This window comes from Streptomyces sp. BI87 (assembly GCF_025957665.1).
GTDB lineage: Bacteria > Actinomycetota > Actinomycetes > Streptomycetales > Streptomycetaceae > Streptomyces > Streptomyces albidoflavus.
Genome location: NZ_CP110079.1, coordinates 4,423,726 through 4,449,393, shown reverse-complemented (window position 1 = coordinate 4,449,393; position 25,668 = coordinate 4,423,726). Strand labels below are relative to the sequence as shown.

General features: G+C 72.6%; 27 protein-coding genes and 1 pseudogene. 19 read left to right on the top strand and 9 right to left on the bottom strand.

Annotated elements, in window-relative coordinates:
- Positions 1–32 precede the first annotated feature (32 nt).
- The gene (locus OIM89_RS19875; protein ID WP_030698929.1) at positions 33–857 is read left to right on the top strand and encodes a purine-nucleoside phosphorylase; all 825 of its coding nucleotides are present in this window, start codon (positions 33–35) and stop codon (positions 855–857) included.
- Between the two features lie 54 nt (positions 858–911).
- A complete protein-coding gene (locus tag OIM89_RS19870) occupies positions 912–2,576 on the top strand; it encodes a phospho-sugar mutase (RefSeq protein ID WP_264491484.1) in 1,665 nt (554 codons plus the stop codon).
- A gap of 91 nt (positions 2,577–2,667) precedes the next feature.
- On the opposite strand, the gene OIM89_RS19865 is transcribed toward OIM89_RS19870, so the two are convergent.
- Positions 2,668–3,279: a PH domain-containing protein gene (locus OIM89_RS19865; protein WP_030698927.1), complete on the bottom strand. Its 612-nt coding sequence runs from the start codon at positions 3,277–3,279 to the stop codon at positions 2,668–2,670.
- A gap of 162 nt (positions 3,280–3,441) precedes the next feature.
- Between OIM89_RS19865 and deoC the strand changes: the two genes are divergently transcribed.
- The 3 genes from deoC to OIM89_RS19850 are packed head-to-tail and all read left to right on the top strand — an operon-like array spanning position 3,442 to position 6,791.
- The gene (gene deoC, locus OIM89_RS19860; RefSeq protein ID WP_010638416.1) at positions 3,442–4,395 is read left to right on the top strand and encodes a deoxyribose-phosphate aldolase; all 954 of its coding nucleotides are present in this window, start codon (positions 3,442–3,444) and stop codon (positions 4,393–4,395) included.
- 1 nt (position 4,396) lies between these two features.
- Positions 4,397–5,884 (top strand): aldehyde dehydrogenase family protein, encoded by a 1,488-nt coding sequence (locus OIM89_RS19855; RefSeq protein ID WP_030698926.1) that lies wholly within the window; start codon positions 4,397–4,399, stop codon positions 5,882–5,884.
- On the top strand, positions 5,874–6,791 hold the full coding sequence (locus tag OIM89_RS19850) for an aldehyde dehydrogenase family protein (RefSeq protein ID WP_030698925.1): 918 nt from the start codon (positions 5,874–5,876) through the stop codon (positions 6,789–6,791). Before OIM89_RS19855 ends, OIM89_RS19850 begins: the two co-directional genes overlap by 11 nt.
- A gap of 106 nt (positions 6,792–6,897) precedes the next feature.
- Here the strand turns inward: OIM89_RS19850 and OIM89_RS19845 are convergent, their stop codons facing one another.
- On the bottom strand, positions 6,898–7,311 hold the full coding sequence (locus OIM89_RS19845) for a hypothetical protein (protein WP_047464868.1): 414 nt from the start codon (positions 7,309–7,311) through the stop codon (positions 6,898–6,900).
- 133 nt (positions 7,312–7,444) lie between these two features.
- On the opposite strand from OIM89_RS19845, the gene OIM89_RS19840 reads away from it, so the two are divergent.
- Positions 7,445–8,113, top strand: coding sequence for a uridine kinase (locus OIM89_RS19840; RefSeq protein ID WP_030698923.1), 669 nt, complete (start codon positions 7,445–7,447; stop codon positions 8,111–8,113).
- Here OIM89_RS19840 and OIM89_RS19835 read toward each other — a convergent pair.
- Together OIM89_RS19835 and OIM89_RS19830 are read right to left on the bottom strand one after the other, a co-directional pair.
- Positions 8,110–8,961 (bottom strand): helix-turn-helix domain-containing protein, encoded by an 852-nt coding sequence (locus OIM89_RS19835; RefSeq protein WP_195730952.1) that lies wholly within the window; start codon positions 8,959–8,961, stop codon positions 8,110–8,112. The genes OIM89_RS19840 and OIM89_RS19835 overlap by 4 nt on opposite strands.
- Positions 8,962–8,971: 10 nt before the next feature.
- Positions 8,972–9,559 (bottom strand): annotated as a pseudogene (locus OIM89_RS19830) (DUF6879 family protein); the annotation flags it as partial.
- Between the two features lie 89 nt (positions 9,560–9,648).
- Between OIM89_RS19830 and OIM89_RS19825 the strand changes: the two are divergent.
- Both OIM89_RS19825 and OIM89_RS19820 read left to right on the top strand, forming a co-directional pair.
- Entirely contained in the window at positions 9,649–9,852 is a 204-nt protein-coding gene (locus tag OIM89_RS19825; protein WP_195730951.1) for a hypothetical protein, read from the top strand.
- Positions 9,849–10,064, top strand: a complete 216-nt coding sequence (locus tag OIM89_RS19820; RefSeq protein WP_264491483.1) for a hypothetical protein — start codon at positions 9,849–9,851, stop codon at positions 10,062–10,064. The genes OIM89_RS19825 and OIM89_RS19820 overlap by 4 nt, the downstream gene beginning before the upstream one ends.
- Positions 10,065–10,292: 228 nt before the next feature.
- Here OIM89_RS19820 and OIM89_RS19815 read toward each other — a convergent pair whose 3' ends face one another.
- Positions 10,293–10,442, bottom strand: a complete 150-nt coding sequence (locus tag OIM89_RS19815; protein ID WP_264491482.1) for a hypothetical protein — start codon at positions 10,440–10,442, stop codon at positions 10,293–10,295.
- A 716-nt stretch (positions 10,443–11,158) separates the two neighbouring features.
- A complete protein-coding gene (locus tag OIM89_RS19810) occupies positions 11,159–11,947 on the bottom strand; it encodes a SigE family RNA polymerase sigma factor (RefSeq protein WP_030698517.1) in 789 nt (262 codons plus the stop codon).
- Between the two features lie 181 nt (positions 11,948–12,128).
- On the opposite strand from OIM89_RS19810, the gene afsQ1 reads away from it, so the two are divergent.
- From afsQ1 to OIM89_RS19785, 5 genes are all read left to right on the top strand, one after another.
- Positions 12,129–12,806, top strand: coding sequence for a two-component system response regulator AfsQ1 (gene afsQ1, locus OIM89_RS19805; protein WP_003948375.1), 678 nt, complete (start codon positions 12,129–12,131; stop codon positions 12,804–12,806).
- A complete protein-coding gene (locus OIM89_RS19800) occupies positions 12,803–14,497 on the top strand; it encodes a sensor histidine kinase (protein ID WP_030698516.1) in 1,695 nt (564 codons plus the stop codon). Before afsQ1 ends, OIM89_RS19800 begins: the two co-directional genes overlap by 4 nt.
- Positions 14,494–15,105 (top strand): hypothetical protein, encoded by a 612-nt coding sequence (locus tag OIM89_RS19795; protein WP_047464844.1) that lies wholly within the window; start codon positions 14,494–14,496, stop codon positions 15,103–15,105. Before OIM89_RS19800 ends, OIM89_RS19795 begins: the two co-directional genes overlap by 4 nt.
- Positions 15,106–15,212: 107 nt before the next feature.
- The gene (locus OIM89_RS19790; protein WP_030698514.1) at positions 15,213–15,839 is read left to right on the top strand and encodes a VanZ family protein; all 627 of its coding nucleotides are present in this window, start codon (positions 15,213–15,215) and stop codon (positions 15,837–15,839) included.
- 122 nt (positions 15,840–15,961) lie between these two features.
- Positions 15,962–16,168 (top strand): PspC domain-containing protein, encoded by a 207-nt coding sequence (locus OIM89_RS19785; RefSeq protein WP_030698513.1) that lies wholly within the window; start codon positions 15,962–15,964, stop codon positions 16,166–16,168.
- Positions 16,169–16,277: 109 nt separating this feature from the next.
- On the opposite strand, the gene OIM89_RS19780 is transcribed toward OIM89_RS19785, so the two are convergent.
- The gene (locus tag OIM89_RS19780; protein WP_030698512.1) at positions 16,278–16,649 is read right to left on the bottom strand and encodes a hypothetical protein; all 372 of its coding nucleotides are present in this window, start codon (positions 16,647–16,649) and stop codon (positions 16,278–16,280) included.
- A 151-nt stretch (positions 16,650–16,800) separates the two neighbouring features.
- On the bottom strand, positions 16,801–17,967 hold the full coding sequence (locus OIM89_RS19775) for an adenosine deaminase (RefSeq protein ID WP_226965293.1): 1,167 nt from the start codon (positions 17,965–17,967) through the stop codon (positions 16,801–16,803).
- A 133-nt stretch (positions 17,968–18,100) separates the two neighbouring features.
- Between OIM89_RS19775 and OIM89_RS19770 the strand changes: the two genes are divergently transcribed.
- The 5 genes from OIM89_RS19770 (at position 18,101) to OIM89_RS19750 (ending at position 23,096) form a co-directional block, all read left to right on the top strand.
- Positions 18,101–18,859, top strand: a complete 759-nt coding sequence (locus tag OIM89_RS19770; protein WP_030698510.1) for a dienelactone hydrolase family protein — start codon at positions 18,101–18,103, stop codon at positions 18,857–18,859.
- 114 nt (positions 18,860–18,973) lie between these two features.
- Positions 18,974–19,444, top strand: a complete 471-nt coding sequence (locus tag OIM89_RS19765; RefSeq protein ID WP_229360104.1) for a hypothetical protein — start codon at positions 18,974–18,976, stop codon at positions 19,442–19,444.
- Positions 19,445–19,496: 52 nt separating this feature from the next.
- The gene (locus OIM89_RS19760) at positions 19,497–21,125 is read left to right on the top strand and encodes a hypothetical protein (RefSeq protein WP_264491481.1); all 1,629 of its coding nucleotides are present in this window, start codon (positions 19,497–19,499) and stop codon (positions 21,123–21,125) included.
- A gap of 40 nt (positions 21,126–21,165) precedes the next feature.
- Positions 21,166–21,903 (top strand): ATP-binding cassette domain-containing protein, encoded by a 738-nt coding sequence (locus OIM89_RS19755; protein WP_052230963.1) that lies wholly within the window; start codon positions 21,166–21,168, stop codon positions 21,901–21,903.
- Between the two features lie 62 nt (positions 21,904–21,965).
- Positions 21,966–23,096: an FtsX-like permease family protein gene (locus OIM89_RS19750; protein WP_078858019.1), complete on the top strand. Its 1,131-nt coding sequence runs from the start codon at positions 21,966–21,968 to the stop codon at positions 23,094–23,096.
- Positions 23,097–23,113: 17 nt separating this feature from the next.
- On the opposite strand, the gene OIM89_RS19745 is transcribed toward OIM89_RS19750, so the two are convergent.
- Positions 23,114–24,139 carry a LysR family transcriptional regulator gene (locus OIM89_RS19745; protein WP_217465931.1) on the bottom strand — a complete coding sequence of 342 codons (1,026 nt, stop codon included), beginning with the start codon at positions 24,137–24,139 and terminating at the stop codon, positions 23,114–23,116.
- 62 nt (positions 24,140–24,201) lie between these two features.
- Here OIM89_RS19745 and OIM89_RS19740 point away from each other — a divergent pair, with 62 nt between their 5' ends.
- Positions 24,202–25,530, top strand: coding sequence for an MFS transporter (locus tag OIM89_RS19740; protein WP_175458584.1), 1,329 nt, complete (start codon positions 24,202–24,204; stop codon positions 25,528–25,530).
- Positions 25,531–25,668 lie beyond the last annotated feature (138 nt).

The following is a 25,668-nucleotide window of genomic DNA, read 5'->3' as shown; positions in this document are numbered from 1 at the left end:
CGCGTAGGCAGCGAGCGGCTACGCTCTCCCCCGTGAACGCATCTGCCATCCCCGGACATCTGCCCAGCGACCCGTACACCGCCGCGAACGACGCGGCCGCCACGCTGCGCGCGCTGACCGGTGCCGAGACCCACGACGTCGCCCTGGTGATGGGCTCGGGCTGGCTGCCCGCGGCCGACCAGCTGGGCCCGGCGGACCACGAGTTCCCCGTCACCGAGCTGCCGGGCTTCCCGCCGCCGGCCGTCGAGGGCCACGCCGGCACGGTCCGCTCCCAGCTCATCGAGGGCCGCCGCGCCCTGGTCTTCCTCGGCCGCACCCACTTCTACGAGGGCCGGGGCGTCGCCGCGGTCGTGCACGGGGTGCGGACGGCGGTCGCCGCCGGCTGCAAGACCATCGTGCTGACCAACGGCTGCGGCGGCCTGCGCGAGGGCATGGCCCCCGGCCAGCCGGTCCTCATCAGCGACCACCTGAACCTCACCGCCTCCTCCCCGGTCGTCGGCGCCAACTTCATCGACCTGACCGACCTGTACTCGCCGCGGCTGCGCGCCCTGTGCAAGGAGATCGACCCGAGCCTGGAGGAGGGCGTCTACGCCCAGTTCACCGGGCCGCACTACGAGACGCCGGCCGAGATCCGGATGGCCCGCACCCTCGGCGCCGACCTGGTCGGCATGTCGACCGCGCTGGAGGCCATCGCCGCCCGTGAGGCCGGGGCCGAGGTGCTGGGCATCTCCCTGGTCACCAACCTCGCCGCCGGCATGACCGGCCAGCCGCTGAGCCACGAGGAGGTGCTCCAGGCCGGCCGCGACTCCGCCACCCGGATGGGAGCGCTCCTGCGCCAGGTCCTCGGCCGCGTCTGATTCCGGCAGGCTCCGGCCCGCCCGTCCGCCGTCCCGCCCGCAGAGAGGCACCGCATGTCCGCCCCCTCCGACGACCTGAACCGGCGGGCCGCCGCCTGGCTCGCCGAGGACCCCGATCCCGAGACCCGCGCGGAGCTGGCCGCCCTGATCAAGGCCGCCGAGTCCGATCCGGCGCCGCTGGCCGAGCGGTTCGCGGGGACGCTGACCTTCGGTACGGCGGGGCTCCGCGGGGAGCTGGGCGCGGGCCCGACCCGGATGAACCGGGCCGTGGTGATCCGGGCCGCCGCCGGACTCGCCGCCTACCTGCGGGACACCGGGCAGGCCGGGGCCGGGCCGGTCGTCATCGGCTACGACGCGCGGCACAACTCCGCGCGGTTCGCCCGCGACACCGCCGAGGTGATGGCGGGCGCGGGGCTCACCGCCCTCCTCCTGCCCCGCCCGCTGCCCACCCCGGTCCTCGCCTTCGCCGTCCGGCACCTGGGCGCGGTCGCGGGCGTCGAGGTGACGGCCAGCCACAACCCCCCGAGGGACAACGGCTACAAGGTCTACCTCGGCGACGGCAGCCAGATCGTGGAGCCCGCCGACCGCGAGATCGCGGCCCGGATCGCGGCGATCGGCGCGCTGGACTCCGTACCGCGTACCGAGGGCGGCGGCACGGTGCTCGACGAGGCGGTGGTCGAGGCGTACCTGGACCGGGCCGCCGGTGTTCTCGCCCCCGGTTCCGCCCGGACGGCGACCACCGTCCACACCGCGCTGCACGGCGTGGGCGCGGCCCCGCTGGCGGCCGCCTTCGCGCGGGCCGGGTTCCCGGCGCCGGTGCCGGTGGCCGAGCAGGCCGAGCCGGACCCGGACTTCCCCACCGTGGCCTTCCCCAACCCGGAGGAGCCCGGCGCCATGGACCTGGCGCTCGCCACGGCCCGCCGCGTCTCCCCCGACCTGGTCCTCGCCAACGACCCGGACGCCGACCGGCTCGCCGCCGCCGTCCCGGACGAGGCGGCCGAGGGCGGCTGGCGGATGCTGCGCGGCGACGAGACGGGCGCGCTGCTCGCCGCCCATCTGGTCCGCCGGGGACTGCCCAGGGGCGGCGTGCTCGCCACCTCGATCGTCTCCTCCTCGCTGCTGTCGCGGATCGCGGAGGCGGCCGGCGCCGGGTACGCGGAGACGCTGACCGGCTTCAAGTGGATCTCCCGCGCCGAGGGCCTGGCCTACGGCTACGAGGAGGCGCTCGGCTACTGCGTCGACCCGGAGGGCGTCCGCGACAAGGACGGCATCACGGCGGCGCTGCTCCTGACCGAGCTGGCCTCGGAGCTGAAGGAGGACGGGCGGACCCTGCTGGACCTGCTGGACGAACTGGCGGTCCGCCACGGCGTCCACGCCACCTCGCAGCTCTCTGTCCGGGTGGAGGACCTGTCCCTCATCGCCGACGCCATGGAGCGGCTGCGCTCGGCCCCGCCGGAGCGTCTCGGCGGCCTGCCGGTGGTCCGGACCGAGGACCTGAGCGCGGGCGCGGGCGGGCTGCCGCCCACCGACGGCCTGCGGTACACGCTGGACGGCGCCCGCGTCGTGGTCCGCCCGAGCGGCACCGAGCCCAAGCTCAAGTGCTACCTGGAGGCGGTCGTCCCGGTCGGCGGCCCCGAGGGGCTGCCCGAGGCACGGGCCGCCGCCGCCCGCACCCTGGCCGCCGTCGAGACGGACCTCGCCGAGGCCGCCGGGCTCTGACCGCCCGCACCGTACGAACGACTCCGCCGCCCGTCCCCGAGGGGAGGGCGGCGGAGCTGTACGCGCGGACGGGCGGCCCTGAGGCCGGGGTTCAGCCGGTCGCGACCAGCACCACCAGCGCGATGGCGCCCACGGCGGTCGGCGCGATGATCTCGTACGCCCAGCGCACCACGGCCGGCCCCTGCGCGCTCGGCGCGGCGGCGCGGCGCTCGGCGATCTCCCGCAGGTCCTCGACGGCCTGGTCGGAGTCGCTGCGGCTCGGCTGGGAGACGGTGGTCGGGGTGGCCCCGTGCGGGTCGGCCACGGCGTTGCGCATCTGGGCGCGGGCGGCCTTCTTGCGGGCGCGGAGCGAGACCGGGAGCGCCCAGAGCTGGTAGGTGCGGCCGTCGCTGCGGACCTCGTTGGTGAAGCCGGAGCGCAGTTCGGCCACGGCGGCCCAGGGCAGCGTGACGGTGCGGAAGGGGTTGCGGACGGTGAGGCGGTCCTCGTCGGAGACGACGGCGGGGCGCAGCGTGTAGGCGACGACCAGCGGGACCAGCAGCACCAGCGCCGCCAGGGCCAGCCACGGGGTGCGCCCGTCGCCGCGCCAGATCGCGTCGACGCCGAACCAGGCGCCGAGTGCCAGCAGCAGGGCGCCGGTCACCAGGGAGGCGGTGGACCGGTAGGTTCTCGGCTCCGGTGCGGAGGACTGCGGGGTGCTCATGAGTGCGATTCTGCCCCACGGCCCACCCTGGCCCGCCGTACGGCCACCCGCGCGCGCCCTGTCCGCCCACCCGCGCACGCCTCGCGGCGTCCGCGCCCCCACTCTCCCGCCCCTGCGGCTGTACACCGTCCTACGCGCGTAGATATGCTCACCGGCGTGAGTATGTCCAGGAAGGAACTCAAGAGTGAGTTCGGCGACGTGACCGCCACGGAGACCGGCCTCCGCCGGTTCCTGCACGGGCTGCCCGGCGTCGACCCGGTAGGACTGGAGGCCCGCGCCGCCGCGCTCGGGACCAGGTCCATCAAGACCACGGCCAAGGCGTACGCCTTGGACCTGGCGATCTCCATGATCGACCTGACCACGCTGGAGGGGTCGGACACGGCCGGGAAGGTGCGGGCGCTCGGCGCCAAGGCCGTCCTGCCCGATCCGTCCGACCGCTCGACGCCGCAGACCGCCGCCGTCTGCGTCTACCCCGACATGGTGGCCACCGCCAAGGCCGCCGTCGCCGGTTCGCCGGTGAAGGTCGCCTCGGTGGCGACCGGCTTCCCGGCCGGGCGGGTCACGCTCGACGTGAAGCTGGCCGACACCCGCGAGGCGGTCGCGGCCGGCGCCGACGAGATCGACATGGTGATCGACCGGGGCGCGTTCCTCGCGGGGAACTACGGCAAGGTCCACGAGGAGATCACCGCCGTCAAGGAGGCCGCGGGCGACGCCCGGCTGAAGGTCATCTTCGAGACCGGCGAACTCTCCACGTACGACAACATCCGCCGCGCCTCGTGGCTGGCGATGCTGGCCGGCGCCGACTTCATCAAGACCTCGACCGGCAAGGTCGGCGTCAACGCCACCCCCGCCAACACCTTGCTGATGCTCCAGGCCGTCCGCGACTTCCGCGACCGGACCGGCGTCCAGATCGGGGTGAAGCCCGCGGGCGGCATCCGTACGGCCAAGGACGCCGTGAAGTTCCTGGTGCTGGTGAACGAGACGGCGGGCCCGGACTGGCTGGACAGCCACTGGTTCCGCTTCGGCGCCTCCAGCCTCCTCGGCGACCTGCTGATGCAGCGCCAGAAGCTCCGTACCGGCCGGTACTCCGGCCCCGACTACGTCACGGTGGACTGAGATGGCCGAGATGAGCGAGACGACATCCGGCGGCACCGCGAAGGACGCCTTCGGCGGCCCCTTCCTCTACGCACCCGCGCCCGAGTCCCGCGCGGTGGTGGACCTCGCCCCCTCCTACGGGCTCTTCATCGACGGCGAGTTCACCGAGGCGGCCGACGGGCAGGTCTTCAAGACCCTCTCCCCCTCGACCGAGGAAGTCCTCTCCGAGGTGGCCCGCGCGGGCGCCGAGGACGTGGACCGCGCGGTGAAGGCGGCCCGCCGGGCCTTCGGCCCCTGGTCGGCGCTGCCCGGCGCCGAGCGCGCCAAGTACCTCTTCCGGATCGCCCGGATCATCCAGGAGCGCAGCCGCGAACTGGCCGTCCTGGAGACCCTGGACAACGGCAAGCCGATCAAGGAGACCCGCGACAGCGACCTCCCGCTGGTCGCCGCGCACTTCTTCTACTACGCGGGCTGGGCCGACAAGCTGGCCCACGCCGGCTTCGGGCCCGACCCGCGCCCGCTCGGCGTGGCCGCGCAGGTCATCCCGTGGAACTTCCCGCTCCTCATGCTGGCGTGGAAGATCGCCCCGGCGCTGGCGGCCGGCAACACCGTCGTGCTGAAGCCGGCCGAGACGACGCCGCTCTCGGCGCTCTTCTTCGCCGACATCTGCCGCAGCGCGGGCCTGCCCAAGGGCGTCGTCAACATCCTCCCCGGCTACGGCGACGCGGGCGCGGCCCTGACCGCCCACCCGGACGTCGACAAGGTCGCCTTCACCGGCTCGACCGCCGTCGGCAAGGAGATCGCCCGCACGGTCGCGGGCACCCGCAAGAAGCTCACCCTGGAACTGGGCGGCAAGGGCGCCAACATCGTCTTCGACGACGCCCCGCTGGACCAGGCCGTCGAGGGCATCGTCAGCGGCATCTTCTTCAACCAGGGCCAGGTCTGCTGCGCCGGCTCGCGCCTGCTGGTCCAGGAGTCGGTGGCCGAGGAGGTGGTGGACGCCCTCAAGCGACGGCTGACCACGCTGCGCCTCGGCGACCCGCTGGACAAGAACACCGACATCGGCGCGATCAACTCCGCCGAGCAGCTGGCCCGGATCACCGCGCTGACCGACGCGGGCGAGGCCGAGGGCGCCGAGCGCTGGAGCGCCCCCTGCGAGCTGCCGTCCACCGGCCACTGGTTCGCGCCGACCGTCTTCACCCAGGTCACCCAGGCCCACCGGATCGCCCGCGAGGAGATCTTCGGCCCGGTCCTGTCGGTGCTGACCTTCCGCACCCCGGCCGAGGCGGTCGCCAAGGCCAACAACACGCCGTACGGCCTCTCCGCCGGCATCTGGTCGGAGAAGGGCTCGCGCATCCTCGCGGTCGCCGAGAAGCTGCGCGCGGGCGTGGTGTGGGCCAACTCGTTCAACAAGTTCGACCCCACGTCGCCCTTCGGCGGCTACAAGGAGTCGGGCCACGGCCGCGAGGGCGGCCGGCACGGTCTGGAGGCGTACCTCGATGTCCGATAAGCCGGAGCCGCCGGTGCGGCTCTCCGTGTTCAAGACCTACAAGCTGTACGTCGGGGGGAAGTTCCCCCGCAGCGAGAGCGGCCGGGTGTACGAGGTGACCGACTCCAAGGACCGCCCGCTCGCAGGCGCCCCCCAGGGTTCCCGCAAGGACGCCCGGGACGCGGTGGTCGCCGCCCGCAAGGCGTTCGGCGGCTGGTCGGGCGCGACCGCGTACAACCGGGGCCAGGTCCTGTACCGGGTCGCTGAGATGCTGGAGGGCCGCGCGGACCAGTTCACCCGCGAGGTCGCCGAGGCCGAGGGGCTCTCCCGCGCCAAGGCCGCCGCCCAGGTGTCGGCCGCCGTCGACCGCTGGGTCTGGTACGCCGGGTGGACCGACAAGATCGCCCAGGTCGCGGGCGGCGCCAACCCGGTCGCCGGCCCCTTCTTCAACCTCTCCTCGCCCGAGCCGACCGGCGTCGTCGCCGTCCTCGCCCCGCAGCGCTCCTCGCTGCTCGGCCTGGTCTCGGTGCTCGCCCCCGTGCTCGCCACCGGCTGCACCGCCGTGGCGGTTGCCTCCGAGGACCGGCCGCTGCCCGCGCTGACCCTCGGCGAGGTCCTGGCCACCTCGGACGTCCCCGGCGGCGCGGTCAACATCCTCAGCGGCCGCACCGCCGAGCTGGCGGCCCCGCTCGCCGCCCACCAGGACGTCAACGCGATCGACCTGACCGGCGCCCCGGCCGAACTCGCCGTGGAACTGGAGCGGGCCGCCGCCGACAACCTCAAGCGCGTCCTGCGCCCGGCCGACGCCGAGGGCAACGGCGAGGACTTCACCGCCGACCCGGGCATCCGCCGCCTGACCCCGTTCCTGGAGACCAAGACGGTCTGGCACCCCACGGGTTCGCTGGGCGTCTCCGGCTCGGCGTACTGACGCACGACGCACGGACGCACCACGGGTACGACGCGGGTGGGGCGGGGTCGCGCAGACCCCGCCCCACCCGCGTACGTACGTACTTCTCGCGCGTACTCCTCGCGGCTCAGCCCGGCAGCAGCCCCGCGACCTGGCCGACCACCGGCAGGTCGGTGAGCGAGCCGCCGTTCGCGAGCGACCCGGTGACCGCCTCGGTGGAGACCGGCTGGAAGTCGGCGACCTGGGTGCCGACGGTGTTGTCCAGCGGGTCGGTCCCGGTGCCCGCCAGCGGGTTGATCTGGAGGTTCTTGACCGGGCCGAGGCTGTGCGTGGTCGCCGAGTCGAGCGAGCCGGTGGCGATGCCGACGGCGCCGGTGACGGCGGACAGGGTCTCGCCGGTCGCGGCGCCCGGCTGCTCCTCGGCGGCCTGGGCGGTGGCCGCCCCGGCGGTCAGCGCGGCGCCCAGCGCGCCGAGGGTGAGGCCGGCGCGGAGCAGCGCGCGCGGGGCGGTCGGTCGGGAGGGTGCTGCGTGTCGTGCCATGGTGCGCCACCTGAGGGGAAGTTGCGGACATGCGTGAGCATACGGACACCCAGCGTAGTTGAGGCGTGACGTGCGTTCCAAAGCCCGCCCCGGAAGGTGAACCCTTCGGGTGGATGCCGCACACTGTTCTCCCGTGAGCAGCCTCAGTCCGATACCGACCCGCGTGGTCCTGCTGACCGGTCCCTCCGGTTCCGGCAAGACCTCGCTCGCCGCCCACTCCGGCCTGCCGGTGCTGGCACTCGACGACTTCTACAAGGAGACCGGCGACCCCACGCTGCCGCTGCTCCCCGCCACGGGCGAGACCGACTGGGACTCCCCGCTCTCCTGGGACTCCGACGCGGCCCTCGACGCCATCGAGTCCCTCTGCCGCCGGGGCCGCGCACGCGTCCCGGTCTACGACATCGGGGCGAGCGCCCGCGTCGGCGCGTCCACCCTGGACATCGACCGCACCCCGCTCTTCATCGCGGAGGGCATCTTCGCCGCCGACCTGGTGGAACGCTGCCGCGAACGGGGCCTGCTCGCCGACGCCCTCTGCCTGCGCGGCCACCCCACCACCACCTTCCGCCGCCGCCTCGCCCGCGACCTCCGCGAGGCCCGCAAACCCCTCCCGGTCCTCCTCCGCCGAGGCTGGCGCCTCCTCCGCGCCGAACGCGCCATCATCGCCCGCCAGTCGGCCCTCGGCGCCCACCCCTGCACCCGCGAGGAGGCCCTCTGCCGCTTGGCCGCGGCAGCGGCGGGGCGCCGTGTGACGGCACGGGGGACGGGGGACCGCCCGGTCGCGGGGTCGGAGGCGGCTCGTTAGGCCGGGTTTAGGGCGCGGCGGGCGGTGTGGATGACGCGATGCGCTTCGGTCCCGTGAACGGCTGACGCGTGCAAGGTGCGCCAGACCCTCCTGTAGAGGGTGACGTTGTCGGCGTCGTCCAGCCACATCTCGGCGTGCCAGTCCTCGGCGACCACCAGACGGTCGTCGAGGACCCAGAACCCGTTGGCGGGCACGATCCTGACCGAGGCGCTGAACGGGATGACCCCCAGCTCCACCGTCTCCATGCCGATCATCCCGGCAAGACGGTCGAGCTGCGCGGCCAGCACGTCACGCGGGCAGATCAGCGACCGCAGCGCCGCTTCCCACACCAGGACGTACAGCTTCCGTCCGGGCCGGTACAGCCACTCCTGCCGCCGCACCCGCGAGAGCACAGCCGCTTCGACGTCGCTGGCCCCGCCCAGCAACTCCGCGTACCGCTGGATGACGTGGCGGGCGTATTCGGGGGTCTGGAGGAGGCCGGGGATCACGGACTCCTCCCAGATCCACATCTCGGAAACCCGGCCGATCTCGGCGCTCAGCCCCTCGTGCATCGGTTGGAAACCGTTGGCGAGCGCGCGACGCCACGACCTGATGTGCGATTCGAACCCCGCCAGCCGGGCGGCCAGCTCGGCGTACGCCTCTGGCTGCCCGGTGGCGTACGCCCACGCTCGCAGATCCTCGGGAGTGGCCGTCTGCCTGCCGTGCTCCAGCTTGCTGACCTTGGAGCCCGCCCACCCGAGTCGCTGGGCGAGCTGCTGACCGGTGAGCCGACCACCAGGGCACGTGAAACGGAGTTCGCGCAGCCGCACTCCGAGGGCCACCCTGGCTTGCTGGTAGTCGGTGCTCACCGGTCACACGTCATTCCGTCGAGGCGAACTGGTTGAACGGAACGGCGTGGTGCCTCGCCGCGTCACGGACGATGGCGTACCGCACGACCTCGGCCGGTTCGGTGATCAGCTCGATGTTCACGATGTTGTCGGCGTCGTCGAAGTGGAGCAGCGCGACCAGGCGCGAGTCGAAGATCCAGAAATCTTCGGCAGGCAGATCAGCGGCGTCCTCGCGCCACAGGTACCGGATGTCCTCGCCGACCGCCGCGTTGTACCTGGAGTAGTCGAGCAGGAACCGCTGCCCCGTCGTCATCGGCTTGTCGGCGATACGCACCCGCCCGACCGTCTTGCCCGCCTCGGTCTGGGCCTTGATGTTGACGAACCAGGGCTCGTTCAGGTCGCAGGGCGCGGAGCCGGTGGCCAGGAACTCCTGGTAGTCCGGGTCCTCGCGATCCGAGGCGTAACCTCGCCGCGTCTCCAGCCGCCAGGCGGTGTGCCGGAAGGTCTCGAAGAGGCGGCGGAACCCCTCCCGGTCCACGAGCTCGGGCACCCGCTCCCTCTCCTTCGGTCCCCAGTTCACCAACAGTTCGCGCGGTACGGCCACGGCCGCCGAACCGGAGAGAAAACACCAGCACATGTCTGCTCTGTCGAGCAAACACAAGAAAACAACACCTCGCGCATCAACACCCCAGCCCTACCGTCCCGTCCATGACGACCACGAATCACCAGGCCATCGCCCCGTCCACAGCGGTCGAGTCGCTCCGGACCGCGCTCGCCGACGCCGGCATCGTCCTCCCCTCCCTCGCCGTGGACACCGCCTCCCCGCACCTCGGCCTCGTGGAACTGGGCCGAGTCCGCGCCGACGTGGCCGCCCAGCCGACGGAAGCCCTGCGGAACGGCGGCCGTTCGTGAGCGAGGACGCGGGAACGAGGTCGACCAGACTGGCCGCCCCCGTCGCCCCGGGCGACCGGATCGGCTACGAGGGCGTGTGGCGCACGGTCAAGGCGACGGCGACCGACATCGGGGCGATGGGCGGCCTGTTCGTGAGGGTCACGTGGGAGGAGGGCGGGACCGAGCGGTTCCGGGCCGGGGACGAGTTGTTGACGGAACGGGTCAAGGCTTGAGACGCGTACAGGCGTCTGAAAGGAAGCCCTGCCTCAGCACGCCGAGTCACCCTGCCCGAGCTGCTTCGACTGTTCCGGCAGGAGCCGCTGGACCATGGCCTCGGGAGCCGCATCCATGTCCAGTGCCTTCATCGCGGCGGCCGAGTTGAGGTCGTCCTTCTGCCTGGCGTCCTCGACCCGGTCGATGAAGGTCGTGGCGACTTCGAGCTTGTGATCGATGTCGATCTTCTACTCGTTGTCCTCGGCGGCCTTGGTCAGATTGGCCGTGGTCCGCTTCGAGTGCAGCGCCAGCGCCCCGCCCCCGACGGTGATCAGGGCCCCGGTGAGGCTCGTCGCGTACGGCAGGTAGCTGAGGTCAGGGTTGCCGGCGTGCACCACTCCGCCTGCTTCAGCGTGTGGTGCAGGAAGTGGAAGTGGAACTTCTGCTGCTGCGCCAGCCTGTCGACGGGGGGATGGTGATCGCACCGGTGCCGGAGTGGGCGATGAAAACGTTGTCGGCTTCACCGGCCGACTGCACCACCTGCTGCTCGGAGCCCTTCCGGCGCTCGTCATATATGCGCTGCATGGTCTCTCGGGCCAAGTCGAACGGGTCGCGCGCAGAATCTGACTCCTGTCCGGCCCGTCCTTTCTCCGCCGAAGTACCCCCGCCGCCAGCCGCTGCTGCCATGTCTGAACGCCCCGCTCACGCCTGCCGCTCCAGCCTCAACTGCCGTCAGGGTGACGGCAATCAGTAGCACGTCGGACCTTGCAGCCCATTGGCACACACACCCCTGATAAACCGAAAGGGCGCCCTCGAAAGGACGCCCTCTCCCCCTCAAACGAAAGACGAGCGCGGAACCGGACAGACCCCCCGGCCCTCCGGTCCCGCGCCCTTCCGGTGATCCCCCCGGACCCCCGTGTTCCCCCGTGGTCCGCCAAGGCCCCCCGGCCCTGGCGTCCCCCGTTTTCCCCCTGTTCCCCCGTTCCCCCCTGGTCAGGGCCCGCGCCTGATCCCCCGATCGTGAGCGGTCCCGGTTCCCCCTCGGGCTGCCCCACGTCCCCCGTGGGCTGCCCGCCTTTCCCCCGTCCGGCCCCGCTGTGCGGGGCCTGATCCTTCAGGCGACGAGTTCGCCGAAGGACTCCTCCTGGTCACGGCCGAAGCTGAGGACTTCGTCGTCGCGCAGCCGGCGCAGGGAGCGCCAGATGCTGGACTTGACCGTGCCGACACTGATGTCGAGTATGTCCGCGATCTCCGGGTCCGTACGGCCCTCGTAGTAGCGGAGGACCAGCATGGTGCGCTGGAGTTCGGGGAGCCGGGCGAGTGCCTGCCACAGGACGGCGCGGAGTTCGGTGCCGCGCATGGCGTCCGTGTCGCCGGCCGTCTCGGGCAGCTCCTCGGTCGGGTACTCGTTGAGCTTGCGGCGCCGCCAGGCGCTGATGTGCAGGTTGGTCATGGTGCGGCGGAGGTAGCCGCCGACGGCCGCCTTGTCGCTGATCCGGTGCCAGGCGCGGTAGGTGGAGAAGAGGGCGCTCTGGAGCAGGTCCTCGGCCTCGTACCGGTCGCCGGTCAGGTGGTAGGCGGTCGCGTACAGGGAGGCGCGGCGCTCGCGGACGTAGGCGGTGAACGCCGCTTCGGCGTCGTCCCGCTCGGTCTGCTCGGGCCGGTCCCCCGTCTCCCCGTACGCGTCCCGGTTCCGGGGGTCCCCCGTGGCCCCCCGGCCCGTCTGGAGTGCGTCGAACACGGTGACGCGGGGCTGGCGCTCCGCATACACGACGTGCTGACGCCCGGCGCCGCGAGCGCACCCCCGCCCGCTCACGGCACCGGACTTCTCGGTGGACCGCAGCGCCACGTCGTGCAGACGCGTGACAACCGCACCAGAGTTCTTGCTGTGCGGTGCGTTCATCGCGTGCCCTCCTCGTCGTGGAGCCTGGGTTTTCCCGTCTGCCCAGAAGCCTGCCGAAGCGACATCATGGCGGTGTCCGCCGACTGTCACAGCCCTGTCACAGGGCCCGTCGGGGTGTGGATGAAGTAAGGGAACCCTCCACCTGTCGAACTCGGCGGCGGCATGGGACAGAATGGCGGGCGTGCCTTCCCTGTTGCTGATCGAGGACGACGACGCCATCCGTACCGCTCTGGAGCTGTCGCTGACGCGCCAGGGGCATCGGGTGGCGACCGCTGCCACCGGCGAGGAGGGTCTGACGCTCCTGCGCGAGCAGCGGCCGGACCTGATCGTGCTGGACGTGATGCTGCCGGGCATCGACGGCTTCGAGGTGTGCCGGCGCATCCGCCGCACGGACCAGTTGCCGATCATCCTGCTGACCGCGCGCAGCGACGACATCGACGTGGTGGTGGGGCTGGAGTCCGGCGCCGACGACTACGTGGTCAAGCCGGTCCAGGGCCGGGTGCTGGACGCGCGTATCCGTGCCGTGCTGCGGCGGGGCGAGCGGGAGTCGAACGACGCGGCGGTCTTCGGGTCGCTGGTGATCGACCGGGCCGCGATGACGGTCACCAAGAACGGCGAGGATCTGCAACTGACCCCGACCGAGCTGCGGTTGCTCCTGGAGCTGTCCCGCAGGCCGGGGCAGGCGCTCTCCCGGCAGCAGTTGCTGCGGCTGGTCTGGGAGCACGACTACCTCGGTGACTCGCGGCTGGTCGACGCCTGTGTGCAGCGGCTGCGCGCCAAGGTGGAGGACGTGCCGTCCTCCCCGACGCTGATCCGTACCGTGCGCGGGGTGGGCTACCGGCTGGACGCGCCTCAGTGAGACCGGCACACACGGCCGCCTCCCGGGGCGGCGAGACCCGCGCGCCCGAGGAACCGGGCGGTACGGGCGACGAGGGCGTGATCGACGAGACGGGCGAGGACCGGGGTGCGCGCGGGCGGCTGCTGGCCGGGCTGCGGTTCACCAGTCTGCGGCTGCGGCTCGTGCTGGTCTTCGGGCTGGTCGCGCTGACCGCCGCCGTCTCCGCGTCGGGGATCGCGTACTGGCTGAACCGGGAGGCGGTGCTGACCCGGACACAGGACGCCGCGCTGAGCGACTTCCACCAGGAGTTGCAGAGTCACGCGGCCGCGCTGCCGCCCCACCCCTCGCAGGCCGAACTGCGGGACGCGGCCACCGGGATGGCGGACTCCAGTCAGCATTACGCGGTGGTCCTGCTGGACGAGAACGAGGACGGGCACCGGGTCGCGGGCAACTCCGACCTCGACACCTTCACCGTGGCCGACGTGCCGCGCGCACTGCGCGACGCGGTCGGCGAGGAGCAGGAGGGGGCCTCGGGCGACCCGGCGGCGTACCACCTGTTCTGGCAGCGGACGGTGGAGGACGGGACGCCGTACCTGATCGGCGGGGCGCGGGTGGCCGGGGGCGGACCGACCGGCTATCTGAAGAAGTCGCTCCAGGCGGAGGCGGACGACCTCAACTCGCTGGCCTGGTCGCTGGGGATCGCCACGACGCTGGCGCTGATCGGCGCCGCGCTGCTGGCCCACGCGGCGGCGACCACCGTGCTGAAGCCGGTGCACCGGCTCGGCATCGCGGCCCGGCGGCTCGGCGAGGGCAAGCTCCACACCAGGCTGCGGGTCTCGGGCACCGACGAACTGGCCGAGCTGTCGCGGACCTTCAACCGGACGGCGGCAGCCTTGGAGAAGCAGGTCGACGCGATGAGCGACCGGGAGGAGGCGAGCCGCAGGTTCGTCGCCGACATGTCGCACGAGCTGCGGACCCCGCTGACCGCGATCACCGCCGTCACCGAGGTGCTGGAGGAGGAGCTGGACGCGGAGACCGGCAGCGTCGACCCGATGATCGAACCGGCGGTCCGGCTGGTCATCGGCGAGACCCGGCGGCTCAACACGCTGGTGGAGAACCTGATGGAGGTGACCCGCTTCGACGCGGGCACCGCCCGGCTGGTCCTGGACACCGTGGACATCGCCGACCAGATCACCGCCTGCATCGACGCGCGGGCCTGGCTGGACGCGGTCGAGCTGGACGCCGAGCGGGGCATCATGGCCCACGTCGACCCGCGCCGCCTCGACGTGATCCTCGCCAACCTCATCGGCAACGCGCTCAAGCACGGCGGCTCCCCGGTCCGCGTCTCGGTCCGCGTCGAGCCGCCACAGGACGGCGAGGAGGCCGGGGACCGGCTGGTGATCCGGGTACGGGACCACGGCCCCGGCATCCCGGAGGAGGTGCTGCCGCACGTCTTCGACCGGTTCTACAAGGCGAGCGCCTCCCGGCCGCGTTCGGACGGCAGCGGACTCGGCCTCTCCATCGCGGTGGAGAACGCGCACATCCACGGCGGCGACATCAGCGCCGCCAACTCCCCCGAGGGCGGAGCGGTCTTCACGCTGCGGCTGCCGATGGACGGCGGCGCGGTGGAGGCCGAGGGCGACGAGGACACCGGCGACGACGGCGGGGCCCACCCCGCGACACCGGGCGGGGAAGGCGGCGACCGGCGGTGACGGGCAGGAAGACGGTACGGGCGGCCTGGCCGCTCCTGGCGGCGGTGGCGGCGACCGTGCTGAGCGGCTGCGGCATCCGGGCGACGGAGGTGCCGACCGACTTCGGCCCGGCCCCCTCGCGGGCCGCCTGCCAGGTGGCGGGCGGCCAGGTCGTCGAGCCGGAGGCCGGGGAGTTCACCGCGCCGGTCGCGCTGATGTGCGGCGGCCGGCTGGTCGACGTCGACCGGGTGCTGCCGGTGCGCGAGCGGCACGCCGGCGACCCGGTCCGCATGGCGCGGGCTCTGCTGGAGGAGCTGGGCCGCGCCCCGGCCGACGACGAGGAGCGGGCCGGTTTCTCCACGGACGTCCGCAAGGGGCTGACCGTGACGGGCCCCGGCGAGGGCGACCCGCAGGAGGCGCTGCGCCTGGGCACCCTCCCGGAGAACCTTTCCGTATTCGCACTCGCACAGGTCGTCTGCACCTTCTCGGGGAGCCCGGCGGCCGCCTCCGACGGCTCCGTCGTCCTCGGCGGACCGGACGACGCGCCGTTGCGCCGTTACTCCTGCACCGACGAGGTACGCACCCGGCCCGGCACCGCGCCGACGCCGGCCCAGACCGTCGCGCCCTGACCCGGGGCCGACCGTCCGGCCGGTACGGACACGGTGCGCTACGACGCCCGGCCACTTCCCCGCGATCGGCGGGAACCGCCGGAGCCGCCCCCCGCGTCCTTGACTGCGTGCAGCGTCAAGGCTGGGGCGGCGAGAGCGCCCCGATCGGCTTCCGTGCGGCTGGGGGTCTCCTCCTCGTCGCCCATCTCCTTCTCGTCGGATGGGTCACGCTGCGTCCCCTGGACGTTCCCTGGGTGAGCGCGACCAATCTGCATCCGCTGGCCGGCATCCGCGCCGACCTCGCCCGCGGCCCCGCCGAGGCGGCCACCCGGATCGGCTCCGGTCTGGCCCTCCTCGCGCCGCTCGGCATCCTCCTGCCGCTGGCCGACGGGCGGCTCCACGTCTCCCCGCTCGGTTCGCTCCTGCGTACGGTTTCGGCGGCCGCCCTCATCTCGCTGGCGATCGAACTCCTCCAGACGGGCGTGCCCGGCCGGGTGGTGGATGTCGACTCGGTGCTGCTCAACACGGCAGGTGTGGCCGTGCTCCATCTCGCCGTGGTCCCCGCCGCGCGGGCCCGGCTGCGCCGGGAGCCCGGCCGGCCGCGCCGTCCGGCACCCGGGGCACGGGGCGGCGGGGCGCGGCCGGGGCCGACACGGCGGGCGGGGCAGGGCTCCCCCGAGGTGCTGCGCCGCTGGGAGGAGGGACGCGCTCAGGGTGCGACCCCGACGATTTCCAGGGTGGGCATCGCCCCGTAGAGCGAGGCTTGGACGCATTCGTCCTGCGTACCGTGGAAGAAGAGCGGGAGGTCCGGCCGGGGAGGCCGGAGCCCGCGCGGGGCCCGACCGGGTTCCGTCCCGACGTACGCGAAGGAGTTCTCATGGCCTCCAGCCTGGTCCGGCCCACCCACGGACGGATGATCGGCGGCGTGTGCGCGGCGCTCGCCCAGCGCTTCGGCACCTCCGCCGGCACCATGCGCGTGATCTTCGTCGTCTCCTGCCTGCTGCCGGGCCCGCAGTTCCTGCTCTACCTGGCTCTGTGGTTCCTGCTGCCGAGCGAGAAGAGCGCCGCCCGGCAGTCCTGGTGACGCCGCACCGCGGGTGCGCCCCGCCCGCCCCCGGACAGCACCGACGGCCGGGTCTCCCTTCTGCGGGAGACCCGGCCGTCGGCGTGCGGTGCGCGGGAGGCGGCTGGGCTCAGCGGCGGAGCAGGGCGTCGGTGGGCAGGCCCTCGACGCCGAGGTCGTCGACGTTGGGCAGCTCGGCGAGGAGGGCGCGCGGGTCGCTCGCCTTGTCGACGAGGGCGTCGGCGCCCATGCCCACGGCCCGCACCCCGCTGCCGACCGCCTCGGGGGCGCCGGCGGGCAGCGTCGACTGGGCGACCTCGCCGAGCGGCAGGGTCTGGTCGACGGTCGTCAGGGCGTCGGAGGGCTTGGGCAGACCGGTGTCGGCCGAGGCCACGCCGCCGCCGGCGGCCGCGAAGGCGGCGCCGAGCGCGACGGCTCCGAGGGACCTCGCCGCGAACTGCGACGACTTCGAGGGCTTGGCGTGCTTCGCCTGCTTCTTCATGGGACACGTCCTTGTGGGGGGGGCGGGTGACTGCCACCGCTCCGGCGGCCGTGGCGACCGTAGCCACGCCGCCGGGCGGCCCACAAACACCGGCCGCAGCCGTGTCCGCACCCGGAATTGACGGTTCAGCCGTTGCCCGGGGAAACCGTTCTCAGTCGCCGGTTCCGACGGAACCGCTGGTCGGGACGGTCTCCCGGAAGAGCCAGGCCGAGCGGAGTGCGGCGTAACCGGGCTTGATCACCTCGTTGATCATCGCGAGGCGTTCATCGAAAGGAATGAACGCGGACTTCATCGCATTGACGGTGAACCACTGCATGTCGTCGAGCGTGTAGCCGAATGCCTCGACCAGGTGCGCGAACTCCGCGCTCATCGAGGTGCCGCTCATGAGGCGGTTGTCGGTGTTGACCGTGGCGCGGAAGCCGAGGCTGCGGAGCAGGCCGATGGGGTGCTCCGTGTAGGAGGGGGCGGCGCCGGTCTGGAGGTTGGAGGTCGGGCAGAGCTCCAGCGGGACGCGCTTGTCGCGGACGTAGGAGGCGAGGCGGCCGAGCTTGACCGAGCCGTCGCCGGCCACCTCGATGTCGTCGATGATCCGCACGCCGTGGCCGAGCCGGTCGGCGCCGCACCACTGGAGCGCCTGCCAGATCGAGGGCAGGCCGAATGCCTCACCGGCGTGGATGGTGAAGTGGTTGTTCTCCCGCTTCAGGTACTCGAAGGCGTCGAGGTGGCGGGTGGGCGGGAAGCCGGCCTCGGCGCCCGCGATGTCGAAGCCGACGACGCCCGAGTCCCGGTAACGGTTGGCCAGTTCGGCGATCTCCAGCGAACGGGCGGCGTGCCGCATGGCGGTCAGCAGGGCGCCGACGCGGATGCGGTGACCGGCCGCCAGCGCCCGGCGCTCGCCCTCGCGGAACCCTTCGTTGACCGCCTCGACGACCTCTTCGAGGGAGAGGTCGCCGTCGAGGTGCTGCTCGGGGGCGTACCGGATCTCGGCATAGACGACGCCGTCGGCCGCGAGGTCCTCGGCGGCCTCGGCGGCGACCCGGAAGAGGGCCTCGCGGGTCTGCATGACGCCGACGGTGTGCGAGAACGTCTCCAGGTACCGCTCCAGCGAGCCGGAGTCCGCGGCCTCCCTGAACCAGGCGCCGAGCTTGACCGGGTCGCTCTCGGGGAGCGCCGAGTACCCCTGTTCGGCGGCGAGTTCGGCGATCGTGCCGGGGCGCAGGCCGCCGTCGAGGTGGTCGTGGAGGAGCACCTTCGGGGCGCGGCGGATCTGGTCGGCGTCCGGGGAGGGGGCCATCTGGCCCGCGATCTGGCTCGTCATTGCGGCACTGTACCTCCTACGCGCGTAGACCGTCAGGGCCGTGCGGGTACGGCCCTGGATCGCAGTGCGCCGATATGCAACGGTGACCCGCCGTACAGGTGGCGTACGCCCGCGCTTCTGAGACTGTTCTGTCGTGACCCAGCACACGACGCCGGTACGGGACCCCCGGCTCGGACGCATCATCGCCGCCACCCCGGCCGCCGTCGCCGGGGTGGTGCTGCTGCTCCCCTCCGGCCTGCCCGACTCCGACCGCAGACCCCCGCCCCTGGCCGACCGCCGCACCCGGGCCCTCGCGCGCCGCCTCGCCGCCGAGGGCAGCACCCACGGCATCGCCGCCCATGTGGTGCGCTACCGCTGCCGGGGCTGGAACGGCGACCGCGCCGACCTCGCCCAGGACGCCGCCTGGGCCGCCGACGAGGCCGTCCGCCGCTACGGCGACGTCCCCGTCTGCCTCGCCGGACGCGGCATGGGAGGACGGGCGGCCCTGCGCACCGCCGGACACCACGCGGTCACCTCGGTACTCGCCGTCGCCCCCTGGCTCCCCGAGGAGTCCACCGACGCCGAGCCGGAGCCGGTACGCCAGCTCGCCGGACGCCAGGTGATGATCGTGCACGGCACCAACGACGAGCGCTGCGATCCGGAACTCTCCTTCCGCCTCGCCGAACGCGCCAAGAAGTCCAACCGCGACATCTGCCGCTTCGAGGTCCACTCGGACGGCCACGCCCTGGCGCAGCACCGCACCGAAGTCCTCTCCCTCGCCACCGACTTCGTCCTCGGCGCCCTCCTCGGCACCGACTTCGCCCGCCCGGTCACCGACGCCTTCGCGGCCCCGCCGCCGCTGGGGCTCAGGATGCCGCTGGCCTCGGGGTTCGGGCGGTCGCTGCGGCACTGACGCGGTGATCATCCCTTCGGGTGCCATTTGCGCGATACCGGGAGTTTCGCCCACGGGCGCTCCTTAAGATCACGGGCACCGAAGCAACATCACTCCATAAAGATCGGACATCTCGTGAGATGGTCCACCCCTGTCGCGACCCTTGCCGTCTCCGGTGCCATGACCCTGGTGTGCGCAGCTCCCACCTCGGCCGTCTCCGACAACGCGACCGCGAAGTTGCCGGGGACCAGAGCCGTGGTCACCGCCAATGCCTGGCACTGCAACGTCTATGCGGACAAATGCTCCTTCAAGACCTCGACGAAGGTCCGCAAAGGAAAGAACCCGTTCAAGGTGAGCAAGGTGTCGAACGTCGCCACCGTCAAGGCGAACGGCTGGCAGGCGACCCTGTCACTCGCCCCCAGCGGAACCAGGGTCAGCGAGAACACCCGCAGCATCAGCTGGACCAACACGAACACCTGGATCTCCGACATCAGCGGTGTCGCGGACCCTGGGGGCTCCATCAACACCAGCATCACGACCTGCTCCGACGGGGGAGCGTTCAAGTCCGGTACGAAGGTCTTCGCGTCAGCGTGCGCCAACGGCTGAGCGGCGTACCCGTTGCCATGAGGTCACCTGCGCAACGGTCTGCGAACACGTCATGAAGAGACCGGAAAGCACCCGGAAGCGTTTCCTCCTCTCCCTCTGCGGGCTGCTCGGCGCCGGCGTATTCTCCGCGGTGGCCTTCCTCGAACTGGGCAAGAGTCCGGTGGAACGGCCCGGCCGACCGGGGTCTGAGCTGGTCGAGCAGTTGGCGGCCCTACGGGGAGCCAACGACCTGGCCCGGAGCACCACCCAGGTGGTGGGCGACGATCCAAGCCTGTACCCGACGGCATACCAGCGTCTGGAAGTCGGCCTCGGCGTCGGCCGAGGCGATCGCGTTAAGCCTGTTCCCCCGGCCGCTCTGGACGAACTGGCGGGCTTGGCGAGACGCGATGTCCTCGACACTCCTGCCTGGCGGGCCTACTACGTCTGCTTGGCCTTGTCCGACAACCCCGCCTCGGTGGTGAGAACTTCCCGGCGGGCAACGGACGTCCTGACGCGTGCCGGTATCAGGGAAGCCGCACAGGAGGAGGCGAGCAGCTACGTACGGAAGCCGTCGGCGCAGGATGACCACCTGACGTCCCTCGCCACCCGTGCAGCCTTCGTTCAGACCCTCACGTGCTTGGGTCAGCGAGAAACCGTCCCCGCCACGGCCTGGAAGCAGCTTTCCTCCGACGCCGCTCAGGCGCGAGAGCCCGCTCCCGTGCTACAGGCCCGTGACGCCCTCACCTCAGCGGGGCGTTCTTCTCCGACCCTCCGTGTGCTAGACCGCGTGGGAGAACTGGAGGAAGCGGATTGTGCTCGCCTGGAGCCCGTCGCTCGCGCCGCGCTCTCCATCCTGTCTGCGCGTTTGCCACCGGAGAGCCGTGCCTGCCTTCGGCAGTCCCTGCGCGATGAAGACCCCCAGACACGTTGGCTCTCACGCCGCGCACTTCTGGCTGCGAACCCTGACGCGACGCTTCCGTCCCCCACAGCAGATCTGCGACCGGACGGTCTGGGGGCAAAGGCTCCCAGGCAGCTCGGCACCCTCACCGCCACCTACGACATCGCTCGGGCCTTGACCGCGAGCGGGCAATGGGAGGCCGCACCGGAGTGGTTGAAGAACGGCCTTCGGGACCAGGGAGGCCGGGAAGAGCTCGACGGGGCCGACCAAGTGCTGCTCGCCCTCAGCTGTCACCGGTTGCATCTGGATTGCGGGCCCCAGGCGGACAAGGGAGTTCGCCGAGTGGGCCGAATGAGCGCCCCTGTCCAGCCGGCTCCCCTCCAACACCGCGCATGGCACCGGCTACTGACCGCCCGCGCCGAGTTCGAGTTGGGGTGCCCGGACCGCACCGACGACGCGACAGCGAGTGGGCCGGAGTCGCCAGCTCTCAAACCCGAGTCCATCCAGCTCGCAGCTGCTCTTGGTGAAGCGGGCTGCCGACAAGCCGCTGCCCATCTGGTCTCGGGAGTCAACCTGGTCGGTTTGGTACGCGCGAAGTTGTCAGAAGGGGACCTGTTGGCCGCCGGAGACGCGCTCCAGGCTGCTCTGGCCACCAACAAGCCTATTCCGCAAGCCCTTCATCAAGAGCTCCCCTCGCTGCTGGCCCGGTACCGGAACAAGGAGCACCCGGCTCTCTTCTCGGAACGGCCGGGTGGCCCCGCCTCGGCCCGGGCTACTCGAGCCGCCTACTACCTCTTGGCCTGAGTCTGGCCATATCGCCGGCGCCTCCTGCTGAAAGACCACCATGCGCGCACACACCTCACCCGTACTCGTAGCCGACAACCTCTGCTTCGCCTATCCCGGCGAACGGGGAGGCATCCGCTCCGCGTCGCTCGCCTTGTCGGCGTCGGTCACAGCCTCGGTCCGGGGGCCGTCAGGCTCGGGCAAGAGCACGTTGCTGGCGTTGTTGGGGCTGATCCTCACGCCCGCCTCAGGAACACTCTCCCTCGCCGGTACGGACACAGGACGACTCAGCCGGCGAGAACGGGACCGCCTTCGCCGGCAGAGGATCGGCGTAGTCCTTCAGGATGTGGGCCTCCTGCCGTACCTCAATGCCTGGGAGAACGTGGCAACCGCTTTCGGCCCCCGTCTGGGAGCCCACCGGAAGGAGGCCCGGGGGCTCGTGGAACGCCTCGGCATGGGAGAACTCGCCGACGCTCCGGTTACGACGTTGTCAGGGGGTGAGCGGCGGCGTATCGCCGTGGCCCGGGCAGCCGTGAAGCAACCAGCCGTGATCCTGGCGGACGAACCGACCGCGGGCCTCGATCCTGCCGCCGCCAAGCTCGTACTGGACGCCTTGGGGGCGCAGGCAGCGCGGGGGGCAGCTGTCTTGCTCGTCACGCACGATCCAGCCGTAGCGGAGTGCTGTGCGGAGCAGTACGTGGTCGAGCGAGGGTCTTTGACCCGTCAGGCAACCGATGACCAGAGCGTCGCGCCTGCCCCCCGGCCGGAGCAGATGGCTTCCGAGGAGGCGCAGCGGTGAAGAGTTGGGCTCTGCTGAGCTGGCGGCGGGACGCCCGGTCTCTCCGCGGTGCTCTGGTGGCTATGACGGTGCCCGTATTTCTCCTCGTCGTGGCCTCCGGAGTTGCGGCGGGAGCCGCGCGAGCCATCGACACCCAAGTGCTGGGCGCTGGTGGACTGACCCGCATCGAGCTGACTTCCTTCGAGGGAGAGGACTCCGTCCGCCCTCTCACCACCACCGCCCTGCGCGAGGCCGCTGCCCTGCCGGGTGTCGAGGACGTGGTGGCGGACTACCCGGCGACGCTGTACGCCGAGCGCGAGGGGACGTATGACCTCGGGAGCCACACGTTGCCCGCCGGGGGCGAGCTGCCGGTGGTGGCGGGGCGGCTGCCCGAGGTGCTGGGGGCGCGGCAGGTCGTGCTTCCCGCCGAGGCGCAGGGGACGGACTTCCGTGCGGTGCTGGGGCGGACGGTGCCGTTCGGGTACACCCGGGCGACCGGTGCGGGGACCGGGACCTCCGAGGTGATGCGGCTGGAGGTGGTGGCTCTGTACGACCCGGCATGGCAGGTGGACGGCGTCGGGGGCGCCTACCTCGCCGAGGGGACGGCCGCCGGGCTGGCCGCTGCCAGGGCGGGGAAGCCTGTCGGGGTCTTCCGTGCGCAGGACGGTGCGGCCGGTGCGGTAGTCGCTGTCGGCCACCAGAGGCAGGTGGCCCAGGTGACCCAAGCCTTGCAGGAGGCGGGCTTCGCCGCCTCGCCGGTGGCCGACCGAGTGCGACAGCTGCCAGGCCTGTTCGGCGTGGCCGACCTCGGGATGCGTGCGGGGGTCGCGGTGCTCGGCCTGTCGGCCTTCGTCCTGGGCTGGGTGCGGGCCCGGGACAGCGCGCGGGCCCGGCTGGAGAGCTTCGCCGTCCTGCGGGTACTGGGCAGCGGTCGCGACGACTTGCGGCGGCTGCTGCTCGGGGAGGCTGCGCTGACCGGCTTGGCCGCCGGGAGCATCGGTCTCGTACTCGGCTCAGCGCTCTCGCTGGCGCTGGCGGGCCCGCTGAGCGGTGTGCTCGGCCTGCCGATCGGCCACACCGACGCTCTGCCTGGCCTGGGGTGGGCGCTGGCGGCGCTGGTGCTGCCGGTGGTCGGGCTGGGTGCGGGGGCCTGGGCTGGTGGGCGTACGGCTTTGCGGGAGGATCCGTACGTGGCGGTCCGGGCCGCGGGATAGGACGTACCGCCCGCCCGTCACCCCGGCAGCAGATGCCCCCGCCGGGACAGCAGGAACCGCTTGAACGCCGCGACCGGGGGCGTGTCCGGGTGGCCGGACATCCAGGCCACCCCGATCTCGCGGACCGCGCGGGGGGCGGTGACGGTGAGTTCGACGACGCCGGGGCGGGGGACGGCCGGGGGTGGGAGGAGGGCGACGCCGAGGCCGGCGGCGACCAGGCCGCGCAGGGTCTCGGCCTCCTCGCCCTCGAAGGCGACGCGGGGGCGGAAGCCGGCCTCGGCGCAGAGGGCGTCGGTGATGCGGCGCAGGCCGTAGCCGGGTTCGAGGGTGACGAAGGCTTCGTCGGCCGCCTCGGCGAGGCGGATGCGGCGGCGGGTGGCGAGGCGGTGGTCGTCGGGGACGACGAGGCGCAGCCGCTGTTCGTCGAGGCGGCGGGCGACCAGGTCGGGGGCGTCCGGGACGGGTGAGGTGAGGCAGAGGTCGAGGCGGCCGGCGCGCAGGGCCTCGATCATCCACTCGCCGTAGTTCTGGACCAGGGTGAAGCGGACGTGCGGGTGGTCGGCGCGGAAGGCGCGGATCAGGGCGGGGACGGTCTCCGAGCCCATGGTGTGCAGGAAGCCGAAGGCGACCTTGCCGGAGGTGAGGTCGGCGTCGGCGCGGACCGTCTCGGCGGCCTTCTCGACCTCGCCGAGGGCGCGTTCGACGGAAGCCGAGAAGGCGCGGCCCGCCGGGGTGAGGGTGAGGGTGCGGCCGTGCCGGGCGAAGAGGTCGACGCCGAGTTCTCCCTCCAGCCGGGCCAGCGAGCGGGAGAGGGTCGACTGCGGCATGCCGAGTTCCTCGGCGGCGCGGGTGACGTGCTCGGTGCGGGCGACGGCGGCGAAGTGGGCGAGGCGGGGGGTGAGCAGGGCGGGCCAGGAGCCCGGTTCGAGGGCGGTGGCCGGGGTGCTCCCGGTGGCGCCCGGGCCTGTGGCGGCGGTCACCGGAATGTCTTGCGCGTTACTGTTCTGCGACAGCCGCCGCTGTGAGCTGTGCTGATGCGTCATGGGATCGATTGTCTCCGATCCATGCATTGGACGGATGAATCCATGCGTCCTACCTTCGACTCATGCCTCCCGCCAGTACCGGGGCGTCCGTGACTCTCGTGGACGCCCGTGTTCCGTCTGTCTCCCCGACCTCCCAGAACTCCTCTCCTCCTCAGGCGACCGCCCCGGCCCCCGCCGACACGCGGATGGTGCCCGGCGGCCCCGGCTACCGCCGGATGAGCCTCGCCCTCTTCGCCGCGGGCCTCGCCACCTTCGCCCTCCTCTACTCCACCCAGGCGCTGCTGCCGCTGATCTCCGCCGACCTCGGCGCGACCGCGAGCGCGGCCAGCTGGACGGTCTCGGCGGCCACCGGCGGACTCGCCCTGTGTGTGCTGCCGCTGAGCGCCCTCTCCGAGCGGTTCGGGCGGGCCCGGCTGATGACGGTCTCGCTCTCGGTCGCCCTGGTGGTGGCGGTGCTGGTGCCCTTCGCCCCGAACCTCGGTGCCCTGGTGGCGCTCCGCGCGGTGCAGGGTGCGGCGCTGGCGGGCGTGCCCGCCTCGGCGATGGCGTACCTCGGTGAGGAGGTGCGGCCGCGGGCGCTGGTCGGCGCGATCGGCATGTTCGTGGCGGGCAACAGCATCGGCGGGATGAGCGGCCGGATCGTCACCGGCTGGGTCGCGCAGGAGTGGGGGTGGCGTCCGGCCCTCGCCGTGATCGGCCTGGTCTCGGTCGCCTGCGGTTTCCTCTTCCGCGCGCTGCTGCCGGCGCCGCGCCACTTCACCCCGGCGACGCTGCACCCCCGTTCGGTGGCGGCCACCGTCGCCGGGCACCTGCGCAACCCGCTGCTGCTGCGCCTGTACGCGATCGGCGGGATGTTCATGACGGTCTTCGGCGCCGTCTACACGGTGATCGGCTACCGCCTGAGCGCCGAGCCCTTCTCGCTGCCGCAGGGCGTCGTCGGCTCGATCTTCGTCGTCTACCTGGTCGGTACGGTCGCCTCGGCGCGGGCCGGGCGGCTGGTGGCGCGGCTCGGGCGGCGCGGCACGCTCTACCTGTCGGCGGGGACCACCGCGGCCGGACTCGTGGTCTCGCTGGCCGACTCGCTGGTGCTGATCGTGGCCGGCCTGGTCCTGATCACCGCCGGGTTCTTCGCCGGGCACGCGGTCGCCTCCTCCTCGGTCTCGGCCACCGCGACCCGGGGCCGCGCGCAGGCGTCCGCCCTGTACCAGTCGGCGTACTACATCGGCTCCAGCCTCGGTGGCGTCCTCGGCGCCACGGCCTTCCACGCGGCCGGCTGGACCGGCACCGCGCTGATCGGCGCGCTGGCCGTGCTGGCGGTGGCGGGGCTGACGCTGATGGGGACGTACGCGGCTCGCGCCGAGCGGCACCGGCAGGTGCCGGCCGGCTGCTGAACCGGCTCGCGCCACTCCCCTACTGCCCCGACTGCCCTGTGAACAGGGCCGGTTGGGGCAGTTTCGTACTCCGGGCGCGATTGTCGGCGCCCTGCGGTAGCTTCCGGGTACGGGAGCTTTTCCGGGCGACGACGGGTG

Bases quoted from the DNA above. Each gene is read 5' to 3' on its own strand.
- OIM89_RS19870 (WP_264491484.1), top strand. From the start codon at position 912: ATGTCCGCCCCCTCCGACGACCTGAACCGGCGGGCCGCCGCCTGGCTC.
- OIM89_RS19865 (WP_030698927.1), bottom strand. From the start codon at position 3,279: ATGAGCACCCCGCAGTCCTCCGCACCGGAGCCGAGAACCTACCGGTCC.
- deoC (WP_010638416.1), top strand. From the start codon at position 3,442: ATGTCCAGGAAGGAACTCAAGAGTGAGTTCGGCGACGTGACCGCCACG.
- OIM89_RS19855 (WP_030698926.1), top strand. From the start codon at position 4,397: ATGGCCGAGATGAGCGAGACGACATCCGGCGGCACCGCGAAGGACGCC.
- OIM89_RS19850 (WP_030698925.1), top strand. From the start codon at position 5,874: ATGTCCGATAAGCCGGAGCCGCCGGTGCGGCTCTCCGTGTTCAAGACC.
- OIM89_RS19845 (WP_047464868.1), bottom strand. From the start codon at position 7,311: ATGGCACGACACGCAGCACCCTCCCGACCGACCGCCCCGCGCGCGCTG.
- OIM89_RS19825 (WP_195730951.1), top strand. From the start codon at position 9,649: ATGACGACCACGAATCACCAGGCCATCGCCCCGTCCACAGCGGTCGAG.
- OIM89_RS19810 (WP_030698517.1), bottom strand. From the start codon at position 11,947: ATGAACGCACCGCACAGCAAGAACTCTGGTGCGGTTGTCACGCGTCTG.
- OIM89_RS19785 (WP_030698513.1), top strand. From the start codon at position 15,962: ATGGCCTCCAGCCTGGTCCGGCCCACCCACGGACGGATGATCGGCGGC.
- OIM89_RS19780 (WP_030698512.1), bottom strand. From the start codon at position 16,649: ATGAAGAAGCAGGCGAAGCACGCCAAGCCCTCGAAGTCGTCGCAGTTC.
- OIM89_RS19775 (WP_226965293.1), bottom strand. From the start codon at position 17,967: ATGACGAGCCAGATCGCGGGCCAGATGGCCCCCTCCCCGGACGCCGAC.
- OIM89_RS19760 (WP_264491481.1), top strand. From the start codon at position 19,497: ATGAAGAGACCGGAAAGCACCCGGAAGCGTTTCCTCCTCTCCCTCTGC.
- OIM89_RS19755 (WP_052230963.1), top strand. From the start codon at position 21,166: ATGCGCGCACACACCTCACCCGTACTCGTAGCCGACAACCTCTGCTTC.
- OIM89_RS19750 (WP_078858019.1), top strand. From the start codon at position 21,966: ATGACGGTGCCCGTATTTCTCCTCGTCGTGGCCTCCGGAGTTGCGGCG.
- OIM89_RS19745 (WP_217465931.1), bottom strand. From the start codon at position 24,139: ATGACGCATCAGCACAGCTCACAGCGGCGGCTGTCGCAGAACAGTAAC.
- OIM89_RS19740 (WP_175458584.1), top strand. From the start codon at position 24,202: ATGCCTCCCGCCAGTACCGGGGCGTCCGTGACTCTCGTGGACGCCCGT.